Here is a 23,225-nt window from a genome sequence, read left to right on the forward strand (position 1 = left end):
CCCGGCAAATAAATATTCGATGCAGAACAGACTGTGTTTCACCCAGCTTGTTCACGCGCAACATTTTGTCGAGGTGCAAGCGGCACCTCAAAAGATTGATCAACACGAAGGACTGATAGGCCATCGTCGGGGAAAAAGCAGAGTTTAGCGGACAAAATTGAGATTAAATCCGCAAATAGCATCATCTGCCTGCCAATCAAAGGCCTTATAGGCGTGGCCCCCGGTAAAACGGATCAGTATCCTAGCACCCTCTCGCCCGCCGACGCTAAGACCAAGCGGGCAGCCCAACAGGTTTAAAAACGAATGAATGCTCTAGCCCGCCGCGCCGCAGGCCTGCTGCTCAGCACAGTCTGCCTGCCCCTTTCGGCCCTGGCGGCCGATCCGCAACCGACCCATGAATTCACTCTCGACAACGGTTTAAAGGTCGTCGTGCGCGAAGACCATCGCGCGCCGGTGGTGGTGTCGCAGGTCTGGTACAAGGTCGGTTCCAGCTACGAAACCCCGGGCCAGACCGGTCTGTCCCACGCCCTCGAGCACATGATGTTCAAGGGCAGCGAAAAAGTCGGCCCCGGCGAAGCCTCGCTGATCCTGCGCGACCTCGGCGCCGAAGAGAACGCCTTCACCAGCGACGACTTCACCGCTTATTACCAGGTCCTGGCCCGCGACCGTCTGGGCGTGGCCTTCGAACTGGAAGCCGACCGCATGGCCAACCTGCGCCTGCCGGCCGACGAGTTCGCCAAGGAAATCGAAGTCATCAAGGAAGAGCGCCGCCTGCGCACCGACGACAAGCCGATGGCCAAGGCCTTCGAGCGCTACAAGGCCATGGCCTACCCGGCCAGCGGTTATCACACGCCGACCATCGGCTGGATGGCTGACCTTGAGCGGATGAAGGTCGAAGAGCTGCGTCACTGGTATCAGTCCTGGTACGTGCCGAACAACGCCACGCTGGTGGTAGTCGGCGACGTGACCCCGGACGAGGTGAAGACCCTTGCTCAGCGCTACTTCGGGCCGATCCCGAAGCGTGACGTGCCGCCGGCGAAAAAACCGCTGGAACTGGCCGAGCCCGGTGAACGCCAGATCACCCTGCACGTGCAGACCCAACTGCCGAGCCTGATGCTCGGTTTCAACGTCCCGAGCATCGCCACTGCCGAAGACAAACGTTCGGTCAACGCCTTGCGACTGATTTCGGCGTTGCTGGACGGCGGCTACAGCGGCCGCATCCCGACTCAACTGGAACGCGGCGAGGAGCTGGTGTCCGGCGGTTCGTCGAGCTACGACGCCTACACTCGCGGTGACAGCCTGTTCACCCTGTCGGCCACGCCGAACACCCAGAAGAAAAAAACCATGGCCCAGGCTGAAGCCGGTCTGTGGAAACTGCTGGAACAGCTGAAAACCACCGCACCGTCCGCCGAAGAACTGGAGCGCGTACGCGCGCAGGTCATCGCCGGCCTGGTCTTCGAGCGCGATTCGATCACCAGCCAGGCCACCGCCATCGGCCAGCTGGAGACCGTCGGTCTGTCGTGGAAGCTGATGGACACCGAACTGGCCGATCTGGAAAGCGTCACCCCGCAAGACATCCAGAACGCCGCCAAGCTGTATTTCACCCGCGAACGTCTCAGCGTCGCCCACGTCCTGCCACTGGAGACGACTCATGAGTGAGCGCAAAACCCCACGCCTGCTGCTCGGCCTGATCGCCGTGGCCATCATCGGCTCCGCTGCGTTCTACCTGGTTCCAAGCGACAACACCAAGGCCAGCGAAGCGCTGGATAACGCCAAGTCCAGCCAGAAACTGCAATCGCTGGCCGAACTCGACGGCAAGGCCCCGGCCAGCCGCAAGCTCGACGTGCAGACCTGGAACACCGCCGAAGGCGCCAAAGTGCTGTTCGTCGAGGCTCGCGAACTGCCGATGTTCGACATGCGCCTGATCTTTTCCGCCGGCAGCAGCCAGGACGGCAACGCGCCGGGCCTGGCCCTGCTGACCAACGCCATGCTCAACGAAGGCGTGGCGGGCAAGGATGTCGGCGCCATCGCTCAGGGTTTCGAAGGGCTGGGCGCGGATTTCGGCAACGGCGCCTACAAGGACATGGCCATCGCGTCGCTGCGCAGCCTGAGTGCCGCCGACAAGCGCGAGCCGGCGCTGAAGCTGTTCTCGGAAGTGGTGGGCAAACCGACCTTCCCGGCCGACTCCTTCGCGCGCATCAAGAACCAGATGCTCGCCGGTTTCGAGTACCAGAAACAGAACCCCGGCAAACTCGCCAGCCTGGAGCTGATGAAGCGCCTGTACGGCGATCACCCGTACGCCCACGCCAGCGACGGCAATGCGCAAAGCGTGCCGAAGATCACGCTGGCGCAACTGCGTGAGTTCCACGCCAAGGCCTATGCAGCCGGCAACGTGGTGATCGCGCTGGTGGGCGATCTGTCCCGCAGCGAAGCCGAGGCGATTGCCAATCAGGTGTCCGCTGCGCTGCCAAAAGGCCCGGCGCTGGCGAAGGTCGAGCAACCGACCGAGCCGAAACCCGGCATCGGCCACATCGAGTTTCCGTCGAAGCAGACCAACCTGATGATCGCGCAACTGGGCATCGACCGTGATGACCCGGACTACGCCGCGCTGTCGATGGGCAACCAGATCCTCGGTGGCGGTGGCTTCGGCACTCGCTTGATGAGCGAAGTGCGCGAGAAGCGCGGCCTGACCTACGGCGTGTATTCGGCCTTCAGCCCGATGCAGGCGCGCGGCCCGTTCATGATCAACCTGCAGACCCGCGCGGAAATGAGCGAAGGCACCCTGAAACTGGTGCAGGACGTGCTCGCCGACTACCTCAAGACCGGCCCGACCCAGAAAGAACTCGACGACGCCAAGCGCGAACTGGCCGGCAGCTTCCCGCTGTCCACCGCGAGCAACGCCGATATCGTCGGTCAGCTCGGTGCCATGGGTTTCTACAACCTGCCGCTGAATTATCTGGACGACTTCATGCGTCAGTCCCAGAGCCTGACGGTCGAGCAGGTTCGCGACGTCCTGAACAAACACTTGAGCACGGATAAACTGGTCATCGTCAGCGCTGGCCCGACCGTGCCGCAAAAGCCGTTACCGGCCCCATCTGATAAACCTGCCGAGCAGCCGCTCGGGGTTCCGGAGCATTAATGGCCAGTCCAAAGAAACCTGTACAAAAACTGCACAACGGTGTGAACCAGTTGCGCATCATCGGCGGCGAATGGCGCAGCCGAAAGCTGAGCTTTCCTGATGCGCCGGGTCTGCGTCCGACCCCGGACCGGGTGCGCGAAACCCTGTTCAACTGGCTCGCGCCCTACGTTGCCGGGGCCAAGGTGCTCGACCCGTTCGCCGGCAGCGGCGCGCTGTTTCTCGAAGCACTGTCCCGTGGCGCGGCCATGGGTCAGGCGCTGGATGCCAGCCACGTCGCGGTCTCCAGCCTGAAAGAACACCTCGGCACCCTGCGCTGCACCAACGGCCACGTGCAGACCGCCGATGCCCTGCGATATCTGGAAACCCAGACTCCGACCGCGTTCGACCTGGTATTCCTCGACCCGCCGTTCAACCAGAACCTGCTGCCGACGGTGTGCACATTGCTGGAAGAGCGCCAATGGCTGGCCGACGATTCGTGGATCTACACTGAAAGTGAAACCGCGCCATCGACCCTCGGCCTGCCGGGCAACTGGCGCCTGCACCGCGAGCAAAAATCCGGGCGGGTGTACTACGCGTTGTGGCAACGTATGGCAGTGATCGCCGGTTAACCGACCGGCTTGAAAAAGCGGCGAGTCTCAGCCGAGGCTCGCTGCGCTGCATCGAGAGCAATCGTGTCCCCTTCGTCAAAACCGTTCATCCCCGCCTTCGGCCTCGGCAATCCGCACCTGCAAACCTTGTGGGGGCCGCTATGGCGTAAAACCGTGCACCTTGATCGCCAGCGCGAACGGCTGTGGCTGGACGACGGCGATTTCCTCGACCTCGACTGGTATGGCCCGCACAGCGCTGGAGCGCCACTGGTACTGGTGCTGCACGGGCTGACCGGGTCTTCCAACTCCCCCTACGTCGCCGGAATCCAGGCAGCGCTCGCCGCGCAAGGCTGGGCCAGTGTCGCGCTGAACTGGCGCGGCTGCTCCGGCGAGCCGAACCTGCTGCCGCGCAGCTACCACTCCGGGGCCAGCGAAGACCTCGCCGAAACCCTCCGCCATCTGAAAGCCAAGCGGCCACTGGCGCCGCTGTATGCGGTCGGCTACTCCCTTGGCGGTAACGTGCTGCTCAAGCACCTGGGGGAAACCGGCAGCGCCAGCGGCGTGCTCGGTGCGGTGGCGGTGTCGGTGCCGTTTCGCCTCGATCAATGCGCCGATCGTATTGGCCAGGGTTTCTCGAAGGTCTATCAGGCGCACTTCATGCGCGAGATGGTGGCCTACATCAAGAACAAGCAGCGTCAGTTCCAGCACGACGGGCGCGAGGATGGTCTCGCCGCACTGGCCGCCCTCGGTTCACTGGAAAACATGCGCACCTTCTGGGATTTCGATGGCCGGGTGACCGCGCCACTGCACGGCTTTGCCGATGCCGAGGATTACTATCGCCGGGCATCCAGCCGCTATTTTCTCGGCGAGATCCGCACGCCGACCCTGATCATTCAGGCAGCGGACGACCCGTTCGTGTTTCCCCACAGCCTGCCGCAGGCCAGTGAGTTGTCGGCAACGACGCAATTCGAATTGCAGAACAAGGGCGGGCACGTCGGCTTCGTCGACGGCACGCTCCGCCAGCCGGGTTATTACCTGGAACGACGTATTCCGCAGTGGCTGGCCGACGCGGGGCGCGGGTGAGGTCATGGCCGATCAGGGCGAGTCGATCCGCTTCTGGCAAGCCGCGCCCCTGGCCGGTGTCGAGCTGTTGACCGCGCGCTACATCGAGCATCGTTTCGCCCCGCACGTCCACGACGGTTATGTGATCGGCATGATCATGGCCGGCGCCCAGCGCTACCGTTATCGCGGTGCCGAACACCTGGCGGGCAGCGGCACGCTGGTGCTGATCAATCCGGACGAAGTGCATAACGGCCACAAGGGCACCGAGGACGGCTGGCTGTACCGGGCGTTTTATCCCGACACCGGGCAGATCGTCGCGCTGTTGAATGAACTGGAACTGCCGACCGCACCGATGCCGGCCTTCGGGGCGACGCTGTATCGCGATCCGGATCTGGTCAACGGTTTCTGTCAGTTGCACCGCTTGCTCGAAAGCCCCGCAACCGCGTTGCAACAGCAAACCGTGTGGCGGGAAATGATGATGCTGCTGTTGCAGCGTCACGCAGCGGTGCAGATCAGCGGCAACCCCGGCAAGGAGCATCGCGCGGTGGCGATGGCCAAGGAACTGTTGCACGCGCAACTGGCGGCGCCACCCTCACTGGAAGAACTGGCGGCGGCCGTGAACCTCTCGCCCTTCCACTTCGCCCGGGTGTTCCGCCGCGCCACCGGCATGCCGCCGCACAGCTGGCTCATGCAGCAGCGAATTGCCTGCGCGCGCGGCTTGTTGCAGAGCGGCTGCCTGCCGGTGGAAGTCGCCACGCAGCTGGGATTTGCCGACCAGAGCCATCTGAGCCGCCAGTTCAAACAGGTATACGGCGTGGGGCCGGCGGCCTATCGCAGTGCGCGGCTGGATCGCTGAGCGTTTACTCGCCGGTGGCGATACCGCGCGAAGGCTCGTTGATCCACTCGCTCCACGATCCGGCATACAGCGAACCCAATGGATAACCCGCCAGACACAGGGCAAACAGGTTGTGACACGCCGTCACCCCGGAGCCGCAGTAAGCCACCAGATCGTTCGGCGAGCGCCCGCCGAGTTTCGCGGCGAAACGCTGCTTGAGCTGATCGGCCGGCAGGAAACGCCCGTCGCTGCCCAGGTTGTCGGTAAACGCCGCGCATTGCGCGCCGGGAATGTGCCCGGCGATCGGGTCGATCGGCTCCACTTCGCCCTTGAAGCGCGGCAAGGCGCGGGCATCGAGCAGGGTCAGGGCCGGCTGGCCGAGGCGTTGCTGCAATTGCTCGGCGCTGAGCAGCAGGCGCATGTCCGGCTTGCCGCTGAAGTTGCCACGGGCCGCTGACGGTGGATCAAGACTCAACGGCAGCCCCGTCGCATGCCAGGCCTTGAGCCCGCCATCGAGAATGAACACGCCGTCACGCTTGCCCAGCCACGCCAGCAACCACCAGGCCCGCGCCGCATAGGCGCCCGGGCCGTCGTCATACAGAACCACGTCGCTGTCGTTATTGATGCCGAACGCTTGCAGGCGTTCGATCAGCGCCGCCGGCTCCGGCAGCGGATGGCGACCGGTCACGCCTTTGGTCACCGGGCCGCTGAGGTCGCGTTCAAGATCGGCGAAATGTGCCCCGGCAATGTGCCCCTCGGCGTAGCTGCGCTGGCCGTAATCCGGGTCTTCGAGGGCAAAGCGGCAATCGAGAATCACCAGCCCCGGTTGCGCCTTGCGGGCATCCAGTGCGGTCGGGCTGATCAGTTGCGCAATCGGCATAGCGAACGACTCCAGTGAGGAAATGGGCTTACGGTCTCTCTTCGAGGGCCTGGGCCAGCGGCACGTAGAACTCTTCGAACAAGGCGTTGACCTCATCGCGGGCCTGCTCGGTGACGAACCCTGCTTCCAGCACCAGCACCTGATACACGCCACGTTTGATGGCCTGTTCGCTGAGGTAGTTGGAATTCTCCCGGGTCGTGCACAGGAAGCGCACCCATGAGGTGAGGATGATCCACGCGTTGAGAGTCAAGGATTCGATCTGCACCCGATCCATTTTCAGGATGCCGGCGGCAACGAACCCTTCATAGATCGCCGCGCCCTGGATCACGCAGCGCTGGGAGAAGCGCCGGTAGCGCCCGGCCAGCTCAGGATCGCTGTCGAGCAGATGCTCGAGATCGCGGTGCAGGAAACGGTAGCGCCACATCGCCGACAGCAGCTCCTTGAGATAGAAGCGCTTGTCTTCGACCGTCGCGGCACGGCCCTGAGGCGGACGCAGGAAGCTGTCCACCAGGCTTTCGTACTCACTGAACAGCACGGCGATGATCGCCTGCTTGTTGGGGAAGTGGTAGTACAGATTGCCCGGAGATATCTCCATGTGGGCGGCGATGTGATTGGTGCTGATGCTGCGCTCGCCCTGCTGATTGAACAGCTCGAGGCTGTTCTGCACGATGCGCTCGCTGGTTTTGATCCGTGGGGCCATGGCTTGAGCTTTAATTCAGAGTGCGTTGGGGGGCATCTTACGGCCTAACCGGAACGGGATAAAACCAGGATGCGCAAGGAAGCCATTTGACTTTCTAGAGCATAGACTCTAAAAAGCTCCTCACAACAACAACTCCGGAGCCGCCGATGACTGCCGATATTGCCTACCTGCAAACGCTGCAACAGCCGCTGGAAGAGCTCAACCGGCTGTTTGACGCGCAGCGTGCCGCCTACGCCGCCAACCCGATGCCGCCTGCGGCCCAGCGCCAGCAATGGCTCAAGGCCCTGCGCGATTTGCTGAGCAGCGAGCGGCAGGCCTTGATCGACGCCATCAGCTCCGACTTCAGCCACCGCAGCGCCGATGAAACCCTGCTCGCCGAGCTGATGCCGAGCCTGCACGGCATTCACTACGCCAGTCGGCACATCAGCCAGTGGATGAAACCTTCAAAACGCAAAGTCGGCATTGCTTTCCAGCCCGCGTCGGCGAAAGTCGTGTACCAGCCGCTGGGCGTGGTGGGCGTCATCGTGCCGTGGAACTACCCGCTGTTCCTGGCCATCGGCCCGCTGACCGGCGCCCTTGCGGCCGGCAATCGGGTGATGCTCAAGCTCAGCGAATCGACCCCTGCCACCGGCCTGCTGCTCAAGGAACTGCTGGCGCGGATCTTCCCCGAGGATCTGGTGTGCGTGGTGCTCGGCGAGGCCGATGTCGGCGTGGCGTTTTCGAAAATGCGCTTCGACCACCTGCTGTTCACCGGCTCCACCAGCGTCGGCAGGCACGTGATGCGCGCAGCGGCAGAGAACCTGACGCCGGTGACCCTGGAGCTGGGCGGCAAGTCCCCGGCCATCGTCTCCCGCGACGTGCCGCTCAAGGACGCCGCCGAGCGCATCGCTTTCGGCAAGACCCTCAACGCCGGCCAGACCTGCGTGGCCCCGGACTACGTGCTGGTGCCGGAAGAGCGCATCGGCGGTTTCGTCGAAGCCTATCGCCAGGCCGTGCGCGGGTTTTATCCGACACTCGCCGACAACCCGGACTACACCGCCATCATCAACGAGCGCCAACTGGCGCGGCTCAACAGCTACCTCAGCGACGCCACCAGCAAGGGCGCGCTGCTGATTCCGCTGTTCGACCAAGGCCAGGGCCGACGCATGCCGCACAGCCTGCTGCTGAATGTCAGCGACGAGATGACGGTCATGCAGGACGAGATCTTCGGCCCGTTGCTGCCGATCGTGCCCTATCAGGATCTGGATCAGGCATTTGCTTACATCAATCAGCGGCCACGTCCTCTGGCTCTTTACTACTTCGGCTACGACAAGCGCGAACAGAAACGCGTGCTCAGCGAAACCCATTCCGGTGGCGTCTGCCTCAACGACACGCTGCTGCATGTGGCGCAGGACGACATGCCGTTCGGCGGCATCGGCCCGTCAGGCATGGGGCATTACCACGGTCACGAAGGTTTCCTGACGTTCAGCAAGGCCAAAGGTGTGCTGGTCAAACAACGCTTCAACGCGGCGAAGCTGATCTACCCGCCCTACGGCAAATCCATTCAGAAACTGATCCAGAAACTGTTCATTCGCTAACGTCACCGCCGGGTAATAACAACAATGCACCCAAGCCTGACCGAAACACCTGCCCTGTCGCGCCGCGGCCTGCTGAAATTCAGCCTGGGTGCCACGGCTTTCCTCGCCACCGCTGGCCTTGGTGCCAGCCTCAGCGGCTGTTCGTCGAGCGTTTCAGCCAACGGGTTCGCCACGCTGCGCAGCGCTGATCTGCTGTTTCTGCGTGCGTTGATTCCAGTGATGCTGGATGGCGCCGTTACTGTGGAAAAGATGCCCGCTGCTGTCGACGGAACGCTTAAGTCGCTGGACTACAGCCTCGATCACCTGTCGCCGGAAATGCTCAAGCTCACCCGGCAACTGTTCGACGTGCTGGGCATGGCCGTGACGCGCGGACCATTGACCGGGATCTGGGGCAGTTGGGAACACGCCAGCCCCGAGGCGATCCGTCACTTCCTCGAACGCTGGGAAAACAGCTCGCTGAGCCTGCTGCGCATGGGCCACAGCTCGTTGTTGCAAATGGTGATGATGGCCTGGTACACCCGCGCCGAATCCTGGGCCCATTGCGGTTACCCCGGCCCGCCCGCCGTTTGAGCCTGGCGACCCACGCAAAACAATAATAAGAGAACCTGATCGATGCCCGTACCCGACCCGTTTCGCGAAGGCCTCGCCCGTGGCTGGAAAACCTACAACGGCGCGCAACTCAGCGATGACCTGACCCTGGAAGCTGATGTCGCCATCATCGGCAGCGGCGCCGGCGGCGGCACCACGGCGGAAATCCTCAGCGCCGCCGGCTATAAAGTGCTGCTGATCGAAGAAGGCCCGCTCAAGACCAGCAGCGATTTCAAACTGCTGGAAGACCAGGCCTACAGCAGCCTCTATCAGGAAGGCATCGGCCGCATGAGCAAGGACGGCGCGATCACCATCCTTCAGGGCCGCGCGGTCGGCGGCACGACCCTGATCAACTGGACATCGAGTTTTCGCACCCCCGAACCGACCCTCGAACACTGGGCCAGGGAGCACAACGTCAAAGGCCACAGCCCCGCCGACATGGCGCCGTGGTTCGAAAAAATGGAGCAGCGTCTCGGCGTCGCCCCGTGGATGGTGCCGCCCAACGCCAACAACGACGTGATCCGCAAAGGCTGCGAACAACTCGGCTACAGCTGGCACGTGATCCCGCGAAACGTACGCGGCTGCTGGAATCTGGGCTACTGCGGCATGGGCTGCCCGACCAACGCCAAGCAATCGATGATGGTCACGACCATTCCGGCGACCCTGGAAAAGGGTGGCGAACTGCTCTATCTGGCCCGGGCCGAAAAGCTTTTGATCAGTGGCGACAAGGTCACCGGCCTGCAATGCGTGGCGATGGACGAACGCTGCGTCGAGCCGACTGGGCACGCCATTACCGTCAAGGCACGCCACTACGTGCTGGCCGGCGGCGGGATCAACAGCCCGGCGCTGCTGATGCGTTCCGACGCACCGGATCCGCACAAACGGCTGGGCAAGCGCACCTTCCTGCATCTGGTGAACATGTCCGCCGGACGTTTCGACGAGGTGATCAACCCGTTCTACGGTGCGCCGCAGTCGATCTACTCGGATCATTTCCAGTGGAAGGACGGCACCACTGGCCCGATGGCCTACAAACTCGAAGTGCCGCCGCTGCACCCGGCGCTGGCCGCCACGTTGCTCGGCGGTTTCGGCCAGGAAAGCGCGCAACACATGGCGGACCTGCCGCACACCCACGCGATGCTGGCCCTGCTGCGCGACGGTTTTCACCCGGACAGTCCGGGCGGCAGCGTCGAGTTGCGCGGTGACGGCTCGCCGGTGCTCGACTATCAGGTGTCGCCTTACACCTGGGAGGGTCTGCGCCGATCCTTCCACAGCATGGCCGAGATCCAGTTCGCCGGCGGCGCCAAAGCGGTGATGCCGATGCACGCCGATGCGCGCTACGTGAACAGCCTGGCCGAGGCCCGCTCGTTGATCGACAATCTGAGTCTGGAGCTGTATCGCACCCGCCTGGGCAGCGCCCACGTCATGGGCGGTTGCGCGATGGGCGAGGACCCGAAAACCGCGGTCAGCGACAGCCTCGGCCGCCATCATCAACTGCGCAATCTGTCGATTCATGACGGCTCTTTGTTCCCCACCAGCATCGGCGCCAACCCGCAGTTGTCGGTGTACGGTCTGACAGCGCAACTGGCGACATCCCTCGGCGAACGGTTGAGAAACCCGTGAAAAAGACGAAAATTCCGATCGTCTATAGTGCTTTCTTACCCAACAGGCGACTTTCCCGACCGGGACGGCTGCGATACCATCCGACTCCCCAACGGATTCCCGCCAGGACGACGCGATGAACCGAGTGTTGTACCCAGGTACCTTCGACCCTATTACCAAGGGCCATGGCGATCTGGTCGAACGCGCCTCGCGCCTGTTCGACCACGTGATCATAGCCGTCGCCGCCAGCCCAAAGAAGAATCCGCTGTTCCCGCTGGAACAACGGGTCGAGCTGGCCCGCGAGGTCACCAAACACCTGCCGAACGTGGAAGTGGTCGGCTTCTCGACGCTGCTGGCGCATTTCGCCAAAGAGCAGAACGCCAACGTGTTCCTGCGTGGCCTGCGCGCGGTATCGGACTTCGAATACGAATTCCAGCTGGCCAACATGAACCGCCAGTTGGCCCCGGATGTGGAGAGCCTGTTTCTCACCCCGTCCGAACGTTATTCGTTCATTTCCTCGACCCTGGTGCGGGAAATCGCGGCCCTGGGCGGCGATATCAGCAAGTTCGTCCACCCGGCGGTGGCCGAGGCCCTGACCCTGCGCTTCAAGAAGTAACGACCGTTCAAACGGCGCCCGCGTGCACTACGGGCGCCAATGCGGCACAATTGCGCGCATTGATTCATAGCGCCCGGGCTCCCCGCCCCGGCTGGAGTTAGCATGTCCCTGATCATCACCGACGATTGCATCAACTGCGACGTCTGCGAACCCGAGTGCCCGAACGCCGCCATCTCCCAGGGCGAAGAGATCTACGTGATCGACCCGAACCTGTGCACCCAGTGCGTCGGTCACTACGACGAGCCGCAGTGCCAGCAGGTCTGCCCGGTGGATTGCATTCCACTGGACGAAGCCCATCCGGAGACTGAAGAACAGTTGATGGAGAAGTACCGCAAGATCACCGGCAAGGCTTGAGTCCTTCAGCGCTCTCCTTCGCGAGCAGGCTCGCTCCCACATTTGAAATGCATTCCACTGTGGTAGCGACGGTGCGACGACTCGACCTGCTCGCGAAAGGGCCATCGGCAACACCGCAAAAAGCGGATCAGCTCACTCGCGCTGCTCGAATCCCTCCCCTGTGCAGCCCAGGCATCGCACGAACGCCGCTTTCGCCGGCGCCACCACCAGCGCCTCCCCCGCATCGCCAATTCCGCCACCCAGCGCGGTGAACGGCAACGACACGACAAACGCCCCGGCGCCGATCACCGTCGCCACCACCAGCAATGGTCGGGCAATCAGCAGGTCGCCGAGCATGGCGTAAGCCGGTGGATTCTGGATGGCGTAACGCGGATCACCGCTGCCGCCTTCCGTGGCCTGAACGGTCAGACTGAAGCACAGCAGCAGTGCGACGATGAGGGTTTGCAAGGACTTCATGGCACGATCCTTCGGGCTGAACAGTGAGACATCTCACTATAGACCGTAGGACTTTTTCGGATGCCCTGCTCAGCTCTGGCAGCGCGGACACCAGACGCTGGCGCGCTGGCCGAGCTTGATTTCCCGCAGGCCCGTGCCACAGACCTTGCAGTGCTCGCCACCGCGACCGTAGACAAACAGCTCCTGCTGGAAATACCCCGGCTGCCCGTCGCCACCGATGAAGTCGCGCAACGTGGTGCCGCCACGCTCGATGGCCGCGGCTAGGATGCGTTTGATCTCGATCGCCAGCTTCAAGTAGCGCGCCCGGGAAATGCCCTTGGCTTCGCGGCGCGGATCGATGCCGGCGGCGAACAGCGCTTCGGTCGCGTAGATATTGCCGACCCCCACCACCACCGCGTTGTCCATGATGAACGGCTTGACCGCCATCGACCGCCCGCGCGACAGCTGATACAGGCGCTCGCCATCGAACAGATCGGTCAACGGCTCCGGACCCAGACGGATCAGCAATTCGTGATTGAGCGGATCGTTGCTCCAGAGCATCGCCCCGAAGCGCCGTGGATCGGTGTAGCGCAGGGCCAGGCCCGACTCCAGTTCGATATCGACATGCTCATGCTTGGCCGCCGGCATCCCGACCTCAACCAGCCGCAAATTGCCCGACATGCCCAGATGGCTGATCAAGGTGCCGACTTCGGCGTTGATCAACAGATACTTGGCGCGCCGCTCGACCAGCACGATGCGCTGCCCGGACAGGCGCACATCGAGGTCGTCGGGAATCGGCCAGCGCAACCGCCGGTCACGCACGATCACCCGGCTGACACGCTGGCCTTCCAGGTGCGGGGCAATACCGCGGCGGGTGGTTTCGACTTCCGGCAATTCAGGCATGGGGGTCTCGAATCAGGTTGCTAAATCAGTGCGCGCCAAGTTCGCGGATGGTCTGCTTCAAGGTTTCGAAGTCGTAATCCGAGAGGCCGATGTACTCCAGCACCAGCGGCCCGACCGCCTGCCATTCGAAGTCTTCGGTCTGGTTACCCAAAACCCGGTACGACGCGCAGATGTGCTCGGCCATTTTGAGGATCGCCAGCAGGTTTTTCATCTGGCTGTTGCGCGAAGTTTCATCGCTGAAGATCGCCAAGGCATTGTGGTGGTTGGCGATCGCCGCGCTGACGTGTTCCGGGAGGCGCCACGACTTGGCGGTGTAATAACCGACCACCGAGTGGTTGGTGTTGTAGACGTCGTTCTCAGTGTCCACGACCCGGCGCTCGGCACTCGCGTTGGCGTAAGCCGTTTCGAGCGTCGCCATGTAATCCGGGAAACGCTGAAGCATCAGCGGAACGCCGCAGTCATGGAACAGGCCCAAGGCGTAAGCCTCGTCGCTCGCCTCGGTGCCGACGCGTTTGGCCAGGGTCAGGCAGGTCATGGCCACGTCCTGGGCGGTGTCCCAGAAACGGTTGAGGGTGACGATAGTGTCGTCGTTCATTTCACCCTTGATCGACATCGCGTTGATCAGATTGATGATCGAACGGCTGCCCAACAGGTTCACCGCGCGCTTGATCGAAGTGATCTTGTTGCTCAGGCCGTAATAGGGCGAATTGACGATTTTCAGCAGCGAGCCGGACAGGCCGGGATCCTGGGAGATCAGCTTGGCGATCGTCTCCAAGTCGGGGTCGGGCATGTACTGCTCCATTTGCAGATCCACCATGATCTGCGGCTGCGCGGGCACACTGATGCCTTGCAGGGACTGTTGAATCTGTTCGGTGGTCAGCTCTTGGGACATAAGTACACACTCTGGGACAGGCGGCGATTCTAACCTCTAAAAACCGACGCACGACACACCAGTGGGCAATTCGCAGGAACTTTCACTTTCCACCAGCCTTCGGAATCTGTAGTGCCCGGAGCAGTTCTCCATCTGTCTCGGGCAGTAATTCCAACAGACTCAGGAGCTTAACGATGGCTACTTCTCTCAGCGGCAAGCGCGTCGCTTTTCTCGTAACCGACGGTTTCGAGCAGGTTGAACTGACTGGCCCCAAACAGGCACTGGAGCAGGCGGGAGCGCAGGTTGACATCCTCTCCGCCGAAGCCGGCAGCGTCAAAGGCTGGAACCACGATAAACCTGCAGACGACTTCAAGGTCGACCAGACCTTCCAGGGCGCAAGCATCGAACAATACGACGCCGTGGTGCTTCCCGGCGGTGTGCAGAACTCTGACACCATCCGCATCGACCAGGACGCCCAGCACCTGGTCAAGACCGGCACCTCCGCCGGCAAACCGATCGCGGTGATCTGCCATGGCAGCTGGCTGCTGATTTCGGCAGGACTGGTCAATGGCAAGACCATGACCAGCTACAAGACGGTCAAGGACGATCTGGTCAACGCGGGGGCAAACTGGGTCGATCAGGAGGTGGTCAAGGACGGCAACCTGATCAGCAGCCGCCAACCGGACGATATTCCGGCGTTCAGCGACGCACTGATCGACGCGCTGTCGGCATAGGGCTCCGGCGCGTTTCATCGCACGCCAAACCCGGCATAAGGCGCAACACGGTATACTCCCGCTCTTTTTTCCGGAGCGACGTCATGTCCCTGCCTAGCTTGCGCCTCAAAGCCAACGCCGACCGTCGCCTGCGCGCCGGTCACCTGTGGATCTACAGCAACGAAATCGACGTGGCCGCAACCCCGTTGCACGGCTTCAAGGCCGGCGACCAGGCGATCCTCGAGGCCGCCGGCGGCAAGCCGCTGGGCATTGTCGCCATGAGCCCGAACAACCTGATCTGCGCGCGCCTGCTGTCGCGCGACATCAAGCTGCCGCTGGACAAGTCGCTGCTGGTGCATCGCCTGAACGTGGCCCTGTCGCTGCGCGAGCGCCTGTTCGACAAGCCGTTCTATCGTCTGGTCTACGGCGATTCCGACCTGCTGCCGGGTCTGGTGGTCGACCGTTTCGGCGACATCCTCGTGGTGCAACTCGCCTCCGCGACCATGGAAGCCCATAAAGATGACGTGATCGCGGCGCTGACCCAAGTACTCAGGCCAAGCGGCATCCTGTTCAAGAACGACTCCGCCGCCCGCGATGCCGAAGGCCTCGAGCGTTACACCGAAACCGTATTCGGCGTGGTGCCGGAGTGGGTGGCGCTGGAAGAGAACGGCGTGAAATTCGAAGCGCCGGTGGTTCAGGGTCAGAAAACCGGCTGGTTCTACGATCACCGCATGAACCGCGCACGCCTGGCCCCTTACGCCAAGGGCAAGCGCGTGCTGGACCTGTACAGCTACATCGGTGGCTGGGGTGTGCAGGCGGCCGCGTTCGGCGCCAGCGAAGTGTTCTGCGTCGACGCTTCGGGCTTCGCCCTCGATGGCGTTGAGCGCAACGCTGCACTGAACGGCTTTGCCGACAAGATGACCTGCATCGAAGGCGACGTCTTCGAAGCCCTCAAGGAACTCAAGGCCAGCGAAGAGCGCTTCGACGTGATCGTTGCCGACCCGCCTGCGTTCATCAAGCGCAAGAAAGACCTGAAAAACGGTGAAGGCGCCTACCGTCGCCTGAACGAGCAAGCCATGCGCCTGCTCAACAAGGACGGCATCCTGTTCAGTGCTTCGTGCTCGATGCACCTGCCGGAAGACGACTTGCAGAACATCCTGCTGACCAGCGCCCGTCACCTGGACCGCAACATCCAGCTGCTGGAGCGTGGCGGCCAGGGCCCGGATCACCCGGTACACCCGGCCATTCCGGAAACCCGCTACATCAAGAGCATCACCTGCCGCCTGCTGCCTAACAGCTGACAGACACACGGCACTGACGCTGTCGAAAGGGGAGCCCAGAGGCTCCCCTTCTTTTTGTCTTTAACTTTCCTTTCCTACATTTATCGTCCTGGCGACGTGCAGGATATTTCCGCGAATACTTTATTTACTGAAATTTAACTTACAAACTCACTCCCATCCAAAGATCACTCCGACAGAATTACTGGAATATTCCTACTTAATATTTGCTTGCGATTAACCCATTACAAACTATTATTAAGTCGTCACCAAGGAGGTGACACAAACTAACCACGAAGCACCAATGAACAAGGAGTTCAATCATGAAAGCAATTACTCTGGAATCCCGCACCCTCGCAAACCTGGCTTTTCTGGTCGCACCTAAAGTCCGTTAAGTAAGGTTGGCGCTGGGTATAGCCGGCTACCCAGCGCCTCTGACAAAGCATCCATCCAGAGCAACGTGCCCCGACATGCATATAAACCCTTACTTATTCATACTGCCACGAACACCCGGCCAGATAGTCTGGAATTACAAAGACCATACTCAACATGAACTTGACCTTGAGTATTCCACTCGATTGGCGCAACTTATTCACAACCCTGATTTATATGACAACAGCAACACAATAGACACACAACTTTTAGATAGCGGAATACTGATTTCTTCAAAAAAACCAGCGCCTGTCTGGGGCTGGGATGAACTGTCCAGGATCTACCATATCGGCACTCGGGATATTCCGTGCGAACAGACTCCCCGAAATATTCAGGAATGGTCCAGGCAATACCTCGAACACTGCAACACAGTGCTTGCCACTTCACCTCCGCCCGACATCCCTGCGGATACCGGTCCGAACGCGCTCATCACCCTGCCCGCACCGCTCGTACTGAATGACGACAGCCTGTTGAGTTCACTGACCCGACGAAAGACCTGCCGCTCCTTCACCGGTGCCGCCGTTTCGCTGGATGATGTCGGCACCTTGCTTTACCTGTCACTCGGCTACCTGCGAGAACGCGCAGCCGACCGCGACGACAGCATCGCCGACGGACTTGGAGCGCGACGCAGCAGCCCTTCCGGAGGCGGCCTCAATGCCTGCGCCGGGTTCGTGCTGGTGCAGAACGTCGACGCATTGGCCCCTGGCGTCTATGCCTACCACCCTGCCGAACACGCCCTGAGCTTCATCCGTCCCTTGCCCGACAGCGAATTTGGCAATCTGCTGGGGGGCCAGCACTTCATCAACAACCTGCCATTGGGCCTGTTCATCACCGCCCGCTTCGACCGGCTCTGGTGGAAATACCCGCATTCGCGCGCCTATCGAATGGCGTTCGTCGAAGCCGGGCACCTTTCGCAGACGTTTCAACTGGTGGCCACCGCGCTGGGCATGAACACCTGGCTCACGGGCGCGTTTTCCGATGAGCAGGTCGAAACATTGCTGAAGCTCGAGAACAGTGCGGAACAACCCTTGTTCTTCGTCGGTTGCGGGGAAAGCGATGGCCAAGCGATGTGTCAGGAAATGCGCGACCTGCTGCGTGAGGCACAGTCATGAGCGCCCTCGCCCCGAAGCCGGTCTTTCAGTTCACCCTGAGCGACTGGAACACCCGCGCCTCAGTCCGCACCAGCCCCCACGATTACCACTTGCCGGACAACGTGCAGGAACAACTGGAGACCCGGCACTGGTTTCCGCCGGCGTTCCTGCCCTATCTGGCCCACCCGTCTATTGAAGCAGCGGGCCGTTCGATGCTGCATCGGCTCACGGCCCGACATCTGGTGCATTTTCTCGACTACACCACGTTGCTCGAACACCGGATCGTCAATCGCGCCGTCGAAACCATCGTGCATGGCGAGCTTCCGGTCGCGGTGCCGGCGCCGATGAAAACCGCCGCGCTCCAGCTCTATACCGACGAGGGCTATCACGCGCTGTTTTCCAGTCAGGTGGCGGAGCAGATCGCCAGCCTCTACGCCATCACTGGGCGCCCGGTCATGCCCAGACGAATCACCCGGATGAACCTGCTGATTGCTCGCACCAGTCAGGAGCAGCGGCCGCTGGCGTGCTTTCTTCTGGGTTTCGTCTCGGAAACCATCATTGCCCGTGAACTGCTGGATGTCTGCCGCGACAGTCTGGTGTCCGGTGTCAACGACATGCTGCGCGATCACCTCACCGATGAAGCCCGCCACAGCCGGTATTTCACAGAAGTGTTCCACTACCTCTGGTTGCACCTGAACCCGCGACAGCGAACGTTTACCGCGACGACCTTGCTCGACATTCTGCAAATTTTCTTCGAAGTGGATGAGCACTGGCTGCAGGAAAGCCTCGGTGGCGCGGGCATTGCAAACACCACGGTGATGGACATTCTCGCCACGATGACAACGACCCAGGCCAGTCGGCGGCGGGCACGCGCCGGCAGCCTCGCCACACTGAGCGCGTTGAAGAAAGCCGGTTTTTTCGCCGAACCTCAAAACCAGACACTTTTTGCCAGGGCAGGACTGATCGATGGATGACGGACAATCTGTGGTGACTCCGCGACAGCGGCGCGGGGCTGTCAGCCTCCTGCTGGCAATGGTGTTGCTCGGCGTCTTCCCGCTGGATGTCCTGCTGCCTTCGTTCCCGGCGCTGGCCGAACACTTTGGCCGCACCCCGGCGGACATCGCCCTGTCGATCAGCCTGTTCGCTGTCGGGATTGCCTTCGCCCAGCTGTTGATCGGTCCATTGTCGGATGTGATCGGACGCAAAGGCCTGCTGCTCGCCGGCATGAGCGCTTCAATGATCGGCGCCTTGGGGTGCGTGATGACCTCGGACTATTCGCTGTTCCTGATGTTTCGGGTGGTGCAGGCGCTGGGTTGCGGTTGCTTCGTGCTATCACAAGCGCTGGTGCAGGACCTGTTCGAAGGCGAGGAGCGTAATCGCTTGCGGATCCTGATGGTCACCGCCACCGGAATTTTCATCTCGGTATCGCCTCTTGCCGGTACCTTTCTTCAGGCAACGCTGGGCTGGCGCGGCAGCTTCTGGGTGTTTACCGCGCTGTCCGCCATCGTGCTGCTAAAGGCCTGGTGGTTTCTGGACAACAGCCGGCCGGTAGCCCGGGGCACACCCACCCACTTTCTGAAGGCTTACCGACGGGTACTGGGAGATTTCGACTTCGTCGGTTACTGGCTGATTTCGGCCTTTGCCTTCGCCTGTCACTTTTCCTTCATCGTGATTTCGCCGCTGATTTTCATGGACCGCCTGCAACTGTCCGCTTATGACTTCTCGCTGTTCCTGCTGATCTACGGCGCGGCGTATATAGTCGGGGGCATCCTGGCCAGCGTGCTGAGCAGGCGGATCAACGGTGGCCAGCAGATTATCGTCGGGTTGAGCCTGATCCTGTTCGCCGGCCTGAGCATGCTCTATCTGTCATCGAACTTCGCGCTGACCCCGGCCACGGTATTGATCCCGATGCTGATCTGCACCGCCGGCACCACCATCGCCCGGCCCGCAGCTACCTCGCGGGCGATGAGTCTGTTTCCCGAAAATGCCGGCACGTCGGCATCCGCCGGCAGCACGCTGATCTTCATTTGCGGCGGGCTGATCAGTGCGCTGATCAGTCTGAGCCCTGCCAACCTGCAATCCACGCTGGGCTACAGCTTCGTGATGCTCAGTGGGGTGGCACTGGCATTGAACGCCCGAATCAGTCGGCGCAGCGATCTTGTGGGGCAACCGGACAGCGATTAACCCTGCCGGTCGTCATCCCGCACGCTTCGTCAGCACTGGAACAACGTTTTGCGCCATTCCCTCCTGACGCCAGCGGTGTAGAATCGCGAGATTCATCGCCATTCATCCCCGGCGGGTTTATGAGCTCAGGCTGAGACCAGCGGCGATCCCGCAACGTCATCGGCAACATCAGGACACACGGCCATTTCTGAGTGTTCCAGACGTCAATAGAAGCTCACTCCCCTTTGATACCTGATTAGCCGCCCGGAGTGCTCCATGCCAGATTACCGCTCGAAAACATCCACCCACGGCCGCAACATGGCCGGCGCCCGCGCATTGTGGCGCGCCACCGGGATGAAAGATGACGACTTCAAGAAGCCGATCATCGCCATTGCCAACTCCTTCACCCAGTTCGTACCGGGCCACGTTCACCTGAAGGACCTTGGCCAGCTGGTTGCCCGTGAGATCGAACGCGCTGGCGGCGTTGCAAAGGAATTCAACACCATCGCCGTGGACGACGGCATCGCCATGGGCCACGACGGCATGCTCTATTCGCTGCCGAGCCGCGAGATCATCGCCGACTCCGTCGAGTACATGGTCAACGCCCACTGCGCCGACGCCATCGTCTGCATCTCGAACTGCGACAAGATCACCCCGGGCATGCTGATGGCCGCTCTGCGCCTGAACATCCCGGTGATCTTCGTCTCCGGCGGCCCGATGGAAGCCGGCAAGACCAAACTGGCCAGCCACGGTCTCGACCTGGTCGACGCCATGGTGATCGCCGCCGACTCCAGTGCCTCTGACGAGAAGGTTGCCGAGTACGAGCGCAGCGCCTGCCCGACCTGCGGTTCGTGCTCCGGCATGTTCACCGCCAACTCGATGAACTGCCTGACCGAAGCCCTGGGCCTCGCATTGCCGGGCAACGGTTCGACCCTGGCCACCCACAGCGATCGCGAACAGCTGTTCCTGCAGGCCGGCCGCACCATCGTCGAGCTGTGCAAACGCTACTACGGCGAGAACGACGAGTCGGTACTGCCGCGCAACATCGCCAACTTCAAGGCGTTCGAGAACGCGATGATGCTCGACATCGCCATGGGCGGTTCGACCAACACCATCCTGCATTTGCTGGCCGCTGCCCAGGAAGCCGAGATCGACTTCGACCTGCGTGACATCGATCGTCTGTCGCGCAAGGTGCCGCAACTGTGCAAAGTTGCGCCGAACATCCAGAAGTACCACATGGAAGACGTTCACCGCGCCGGCGGCATCTTCAGCATCCTCGGTTCGCTGGCCCGTGGCGGCCTGCTGCACACCGACCTGCCGACCGTGCACAGCCGCAGCATGGAAGAAGCCATCGCCAAGTGGGACATCACCCAGACCGACGATGAAGCCGTGCACCATTTCTTCAAGGCAGGCCCGGCGGGCATTCCGACGCAAACCGCGTTCAGCCAGTCAACCCGCTGGGAAACCCTGGACGACGACCGTGAGAACGGCTGCATCCGCAGCTTCGAACACGCCTATTCGAAAGAAGGTGGCCTGGCCGTGCTGTACGGCAACATCGCCCTGGACGGCTGCGTGGTGAAAACCGCCGGCGTCGACGAGTCGATCCATGTGTTCGAGGGCAACGCGAAGATCTTCGAAAGCCAGGACAGCGCGGTACGTGGCATCCTCGCCGACGAAGTGAAGGAAGGCGACATCGTCATCATTCGCTACGAAGGCCCGAAAGGCGGCCCGGGCATGCAGGAAATGCTCTACCCGACCTCGTACCTGAAATCCAAAGGCCTGGGCAAAGCCTGCGCCCTGCTGACCGACGGCCGTTTCTCCGGCGGTACTTCCGGTCTGTCCATCGGCCACGCTTCGCCAGAGGCTGCAGCCGGTGGCGCGATCGGTCTGGTACAGGACGGCGACAAGGTGCTGATCGACATTCCAAACCGCTCGATCAACCTGTTGATCAGCGACGAAGAACTGGCGGCACGCCGTGTCGAGCAGGACAAGAAAGGCTGGAAACCGGTCGAACAGCGTCCACGCAAAGTGACCACTGCCCTCAAGGCCTACGCCCTGCTGGCGACCAGCGCCGACAAGGGTGCGGTGCGCAACAAGGCGATGCTCGACGGGCTGTAAGCGTCAAATCGCAGAAACAAAAATGCCCCGCCAAGTGCGGGGCATTTTTTTTTGCCTTCAGGTTTTGATCGTTCCCACGCTCCCGCGTGGGAATGCCTCAAGGGACGCTCTGCGTCCAGTGACGCAGAGCGTCACGGGCTGCACTCCCACGCGGACGGTTCGACGCCTCGACGTGGGAACGATCACCGTAGCAATTACTGGATTTCCTCAGGTTTGACGATCACCCAGTTCTTATCCGCTGTCACCGGCAAGCCTTCTTTCGCCTGGGCCGCCGCGTGCTTGGCCATCATGCCCTGAATCTGGGTCATGTATTTGTCCTTGCGGTTGACCCACAAGTGAATGCCGCCGTTCGCCACGTCCACATCGTGGAACAGCATGTAGCCGTCGCTGGTCGGCGTGTCGCCACCCACCAGTACCGGTTTTTTCCATTCGTCGATGTAGGTCAGGATCGCCGCGTGCTTGCCGGCCATCCAGGTCGCCGGGGTCCACAGGTACGGGGTCAGTTCGAGGCCGAGGTTGGCTTTCTCGTCATATTTGCCGGCAGTGATCTGCTTGCGCGCGGTGGTCAGCTCGCCGGTGTCGCGGTTCTTCAGCAAGGTGGTCACGCCGATCACGTTCTGCGGTTTGACGTTGTAGCCATACTTCGGATCGGCCGCGACCATGCGCACCAGTTCTTCGGAGGCGGCGGTCATCACGTAGACCTCGATGCCGTTCTCCATCAGTTTGTTGTACAGCTCTTTCTGGCCAGTGAAGATCTTCGGCGGATTCACATCCAGATTCTTGACCACGTCACCTTCGTAATAGGTCGCCGGCACCGGTTTGCCCGAGGCCATCAGCTCATCGACGTAGCCCTTGAGTTCCTTGAGGGTGAAGCCAGAAAACACCTGAGCCACCCATGGATAGCAGACCATGTCGTCGACTTCGCAGAGGCGGTAGTAGTAGCTGAACAGACTTTCCTTGTGGTCGGCGGTATCCTTGAACGGCATCAGTTTCAGGGAGGGGTCGAGCTTGTCGCGGGTGATCAGGCCCTTGTTTTCCATGAACGGCAGCAACGACTCTTCGAGGTCGTAGCGGTAACTGGTGTTGTCCATGTCGAACACCGCGTAGTTACCCTTGTTGGCGTTGGCGGCGATCATCGCGTCCAATGCCTTGGCCTGATCCGCCGGCCAGTGCTTCAGGTCGGTGGCGAATGCCTGAGTGGCCAGGCCCATCCCCACAGTCAGTGCGACAGCCAGAAATTTCGGTGTGAACTTCATTGGCGCTTTCTCCCTGGGTCAAAGAAATC

General features: G+C 61.7%; 22 protein-coding genes. 16 read left to right on the plus strand and 6 right to left on the minus strand.

Going from position 1 to position 23,225, the window contains the following annotated elements:
- Window positions 1-303: 303 nt before the first annotated feature.
- The 5 genes from PDR5_RS27140 (at window position 304) to PDR5_RS27160 (ending at window position 5,644) form a co-directional block, all read left to right on the plus strand.
- Window positions 304-1,659: a M16 family metallopeptidase gene (locus PDR5_RS27140; RefSeq protein ID WP_064600101.1), complete on the plus strand. Its 1,356-nt coding sequence runs from the start codon at window positions 304-306 to the stop codon at window positions 1,657-1,659.
- Window positions 1,652-3,139, plus strand: coding sequence for a M16 family metallopeptidase (locus PDR5_RS27145; RefSeq protein WP_064600103.1), 1,488 nt, complete (start codon window positions 1,652-1,654; stop codon window positions 3,137-3,139). Before PDR5_RS27140 ends, PDR5_RS27145 begins: the two co-directional genes overlap by 8 nt.
- Window positions 3,139-3,747: a 16S rRNA (guanine(966)-N(2))-methyltransferase RsmD gene (gene rsmD / locus PDR5_RS27150; RefSeq protein ID WP_064600105.1), complete on the plus strand. Its 609-nt coding sequence runs from the start codon at window positions 3,139-3,141 to the stop codon at window positions 3,745-3,747. Before PDR5_RS27145 ends, rsmD begins: the two co-directional genes overlap by 1 nt.
- A gap of 63 nt (window positions 3,748-3,810) precedes the next feature.
- Entirely contained in the window at window positions 3,811-4,809 is a 999-nt protein-coding gene (locus PDR5_RS27155) for a hydrolase (RefSeq protein ID WP_064600107.1), read from the plus strand.
- Window positions 4,810-4,813: 4 nt separating this feature from the next.
- Window positions 4,814-5,644, plus strand: a complete 831-nt coding sequence (locus PDR5_RS27160) for an AraC family transcriptional regulator (RefSeq protein ID WP_064600108.1) — start codon at window positions 4,814-4,816, stop codon at window positions 5,642-5,644.
- A gap of 4 nt (window positions 5,645-5,648) precedes the next feature.
- On the opposite strand, the gene PDR5_RS27165 is transcribed toward PDR5_RS27160, so the two are convergent.
- Window positions 5,649-6,503 carry a sulfurtransferase gene (locus PDR5_RS27165; RefSeq protein WP_064600110.1) on the minus strand — a complete coding sequence of 285 codons (855 nt, stop codon included), beginning with the start codon at window positions 6,501-6,503 and terminating at the stop codon, window positions 5,649-5,651.
- 28 nt (window positions 6,504-6,531) lie between these two features.
- Window positions 6,532-7,203, minus strand: a complete 672-nt coding sequence (locus PDR5_RS27170) for a TetR/AcrR family transcriptional regulator (protein ID WP_039767914.1) — start codon at window positions 7,201-7,203, stop codon at window positions 6,532-6,534.
- A gap of 146 nt (window positions 7,204-7,349) precedes the next feature.
- On the opposite strand from PDR5_RS27170, the gene PDR5_RS27175 reads away from it, so the two are divergent.
- The 5 genes from PDR5_RS27175 to PDR5_RS27195 all read left to right on the plus strand — a co-directional run bounded on the left by PDR5_RS27175 (window position 7,350) and on the right by PDR5_RS27195 (window position 11,937).
- Complete coding sequence (locus PDR5_RS27175) at window positions 7,350-8,780, plus strand: coniferyl aldehyde dehydrogenase (RefSeq protein WP_064600112.1); 1,431 nt, start codon at window positions 7,350-7,352, stop codon at window positions 8,778-8,780.
- A 24-nt stretch (window positions 8,781-8,804) separates the two neighbouring features.
- Window positions 8,805-9,350, plus strand: a complete 546-nt coding sequence (locus tag PDR5_RS27180; RefSeq protein ID WP_064600117.1) for a hypothetical protein — start codon at window positions 8,805-8,807, stop codon at window positions 9,348-9,350.
- A 42-nt stretch (window positions 9,351-9,392) separates the two neighbouring features.
- A complete protein-coding gene (locus tag PDR5_RS27185; protein WP_064600120.1) occupies window positions 9,393-10,988 on the plus strand; it encodes a GMC family oxidoreductase in 1,596 nt (531 codons plus the stop codon).
- A gap of 115 nt (window positions 10,989-11,103) precedes the next feature.
- Window positions 11,104-11,583 carry a pantetheine-phosphate adenylyltransferase gene (gene coaD / locus PDR5_RS27190; protein ID WP_007953414.1) on the plus strand — a complete coding sequence of 160 codons (480 nt, stop codon included), beginning with the start codon at window positions 11,104-11,106 and terminating at the stop codon, window positions 11,581-11,583.
- 102 nt (window positions 11,584-11,685) lie between these two features.
- Entirely contained in the window at window positions 11,686-11,937 is a 252-nt protein-coding gene (locus PDR5_RS27195) for a YfhL family 4Fe-4S dicluster ferredoxin (RefSeq protein ID WP_003195146.1), read from the plus strand.
- Between the two features lie 132 nt (window positions 11,938-12,069).
- Here the strand turns inward: PDR5_RS27195 and PDR5_RS27200 are convergent, their stop codons facing one another.
- The 3 genes from PDR5_RS27200 to PDR5_RS27210 form a co-directional block, all read right to left on the minus strand.
- Window positions 12,070-12,393 (minus strand): hypothetical protein, encoded by a 324-nt coding sequence (locus tag PDR5_RS27200; protein WP_007953415.1) that lies wholly within the window; start codon window positions 12,391-12,393, stop codon window positions 12,070-12,072.
- A 69-nt stretch (window positions 12,394-12,462) separates the two neighbouring features.
- Window positions 12,463-13,275, minus strand: coding sequence for a bifunctional DNA-formamidopyrimidine glycosylase/DNA-(apurinic or apyrimidinic site) lyase (mutM, locus tag PDR5_RS27205; protein ID WP_064600123.1), 813 nt, complete (start codon window positions 13,273-13,275; stop codon window positions 12,463-12,465).
- 25 nt (window positions 13,276-13,300) lie between these two features.
- Window positions 13,301-14,113, minus strand: a complete 813-nt coding sequence (locus tag PDR5_RS27210) for an HDOD domain-containing protein (protein WP_172829554.1) — start codon at window positions 14,111-14,113, stop codon at window positions 13,301-13,303.
- A 227-nt stretch (window positions 14,114-14,340) separates the two neighbouring features.
- On the opposite strand from PDR5_RS27210, the gene PDR5_RS27215 reads away from it, so the two are divergent.
- From PDR5_RS27215 to ilvD, 6 genes are all read left to right on the plus strand, one after another.
- Entirely contained in the window at window positions 14,341-14,880 is a 540-nt protein-coding gene (locus tag PDR5_RS27215; protein WP_064600129.1) for a type 1 glutamine amidotransferase domain-containing protein, read from the plus strand.
- An 83-nt stretch (window positions 14,881-14,963) separates the two neighbouring features.
- A complete protein-coding gene (locus PDR5_RS27220) occupies window positions 14,964-16,160 on the plus strand; it encodes a class I SAM-dependent rRNA methyltransferase (RefSeq protein ID WP_064600132.1) in 1,197 nt (398 codons plus the stop codon).
- Window positions 16,161-16,606: 446 nt separating this feature from the next.
- Complete coding sequence (locus tag PDR5_RS27225) at window positions 16,607-17,680, plus strand: SagB family peptide dehydrogenase (protein ID WP_064600134.1); 1,074 nt, start codon at window positions 16,607-16,609, stop codon at window positions 17,678-17,680.
- Window positions 17,677-18,633, plus strand: a complete 957-nt coding sequence (locus PDR5_RS27230; RefSeq protein WP_064600137.1) for a diiron oxygenase — start codon at window positions 17,677-17,679, stop codon at window positions 18,631-18,633. Before PDR5_RS27225 ends, PDR5_RS27230 begins: the two co-directional genes overlap by 4 nt.
- On the plus strand, window positions 18,626-19,843 hold the full coding sequence (locus PDR5_RS27235) for a multidrug effflux MFS transporter (protein ID WP_064600145.1): 1,218 nt from the start codon (window positions 18,626-18,628) through the stop codon (window positions 19,841-19,843). The genes PDR5_RS27230 and PDR5_RS27235 overlap by 8 nt, the downstream gene beginning before the upstream one ends.
- 255 nt (window positions 19,844-20,098) lie before the next feature.
- Complete coding sequence (ilvD, locus tag PDR5_RS27240) at window positions 20,099-21,940, plus strand: dihydroxy-acid dehydratase (RefSeq protein WP_011336405.1); 1,842 nt, start codon at window positions 20,099-20,101, stop codon at window positions 21,938-21,940.
- Between the two features lie 194 nt (window positions 21,941-22,134).
- Here ilvD and PDR5_RS27245 read toward each other — a convergent pair whose 3' ends face one another.
- Window positions 22,135-23,196, minus strand: coding sequence for a hypothetical protein (locus tag PDR5_RS27245; RefSeq protein WP_064600148.1), 1,062 nt, complete (start codon window positions 23,194-23,196; stop codon window positions 22,135-22,137).
- Between the last annotated feature and the right edge of the window lie 29 nt (window positions 23,197-23,225).

The organism is Pseudomonas sp. DR 5-09 (assembly GCF_001655595.1).
Taxonomy (GTDB): Bacteria; Pseudomonadota; Gammaproteobacteria; order Pseudomonadales; family Pseudomonadaceae; genus Aquipseudomonas; species Aquipseudomonas pharyngis.

What these genes read in the sequence shown, in the direction of transcription:
- PDR5_RS27140 (WP_064600101.1), top strand. Translation starts at nt 304, where the DNA reads ATGAATGCTCTAGCCCGCCGCGCCGCAGGCCTGCTGCTCAGCACAGTC.
- PDR5_RS27145 (WP_064600103.1), top strand. Translation starts at nt 1,652, where the DNA reads ATGAGTGAGCGCAAAACCCCACGCCTGCTGCTCGGCCTGATCGCCGTG.
- rsmD (WP_064600105.1), top strand. Translation starts at nt 3,139, where the DNA reads ATGGCCAGTCCAAAGAAACCTGTACAAAAACTGCACAACGGTGTGAAC.
- PDR5_RS27160 (WP_064600108.1), top strand. Translation starts at nt 4,814, where the DNA reads ATGGCCGATCAGGGCGAGTCGATCCGCTTCTGGCAAGCCGCGCCCCTG.
- PDR5_RS27165 (WP_064600110.1), bottom strand. Translation starts at nt 6,503, where the DNA reads ATGCCGATTGCGCAACTGATCAGCCCGACCGCACTGGATGCCCGCAAG.
- PDR5_RS27170 (WP_039767914.1), bottom strand. Translation starts at nt 7,203, where the DNA reads ATGGCCCCACGGATCAAAACCAGCGAGCGCATCGTGCAGAACAGCCTC.
- PDR5_RS27175 (WP_064600112.1), top strand. Translation starts at nt 7,350, where the DNA reads ATGACTGCCGATATTGCCTACCTGCAAACGCTGCAACAGCCGCTGGAA.
- PDR5_RS27180 (WP_064600117.1), top strand. Translation starts at nt 8,805, where the DNA reads ATGCACCCAAGCCTGACCGAAACACCTGCCCTGTCGCGCCGCGGCCTG.
- PDR5_RS27185 (WP_064600120.1), top strand. Translation starts at nt 9,393, where the DNA reads ATGCCCGTACCCGACCCGTTTCGCGAAGGCCTCGCCCGTGGCTGGAAA.
- coaD (WP_007953414.1), top strand. Translation starts at nt 11,104, where the DNA reads ATGAACCGAGTGTTGTACCCAGGTACCTTCGACCCTATTACCAAGGGC.
- PDR5_RS27195 (WP_003195146.1), top strand. Translation starts at nt 11,686, where the DNA reads ATGTCCCTGATCATCACCGACGATTGCATCAACTGCGACGTCTGCGAA.
- PDR5_RS27200 (WP_007953415.1), bottom strand. Translation starts at nt 12,393, where the DNA reads ATGAAGTCCTTGCAAACCCTCATCGTCGCACTGCTGCTGTGCTTCAGT.
- mutM (WP_064600123.1), bottom strand. Translation starts at nt 13,275, where the DNA reads ATGCCTGAATTGCCGGAAGTCGAAACCACCCGCCGCGGTATTGCCCCG.
- PDR5_RS27215 (WP_064600129.1), top strand. Translation starts at nt 14,341, where the DNA reads ATGGCTACTTCTCTCAGCGGCAAGCGCGTCGCTTTTCTCGTAACCGAC.
- PDR5_RS27220 (WP_064600132.1), top strand. Translation starts at nt 14,964, where the DNA reads ATGTCCCTGCCTAGCTTGCGCCTCAAAGCCAACGCCGACCGTCGCCTG.
- PDR5_RS27225 (WP_064600134.1), top strand. Translation starts at nt 16,607, where the DNA reads ATGCATATAAACCCTTACTTATTCATACTGCCACGAACACCCGGCCAG.
- PDR5_RS27230 (WP_064600137.1), top strand. Translation starts at nt 17,677, where the DNA reads ATGAGCGCCCTCGCCCCGAAGCCGGTCTTTCAGTTCACCCTGAGCGAC.
- PDR5_RS27235 (WP_064600145.1), top strand. Translation starts at nt 18,626, where the DNA reads ATGGATGACGGACAATCTGTGGTGACTCCGCGACAGCGGCGCGGGGCT.
- ilvD (WP_011336405.1), top strand. Translation starts at nt 20,099, where the DNA reads ATGCCAGATTACCGCTCGAAAACATCCACCCACGGCCGCAACATGGCC.
- PDR5_RS27245 (WP_064600148.1), bottom strand. Translation starts at nt 23,196, where the DNA reads ATGAAGTTCACACCGAAATTTCTGGCTGTCGCACTGACTGTGGGGATG.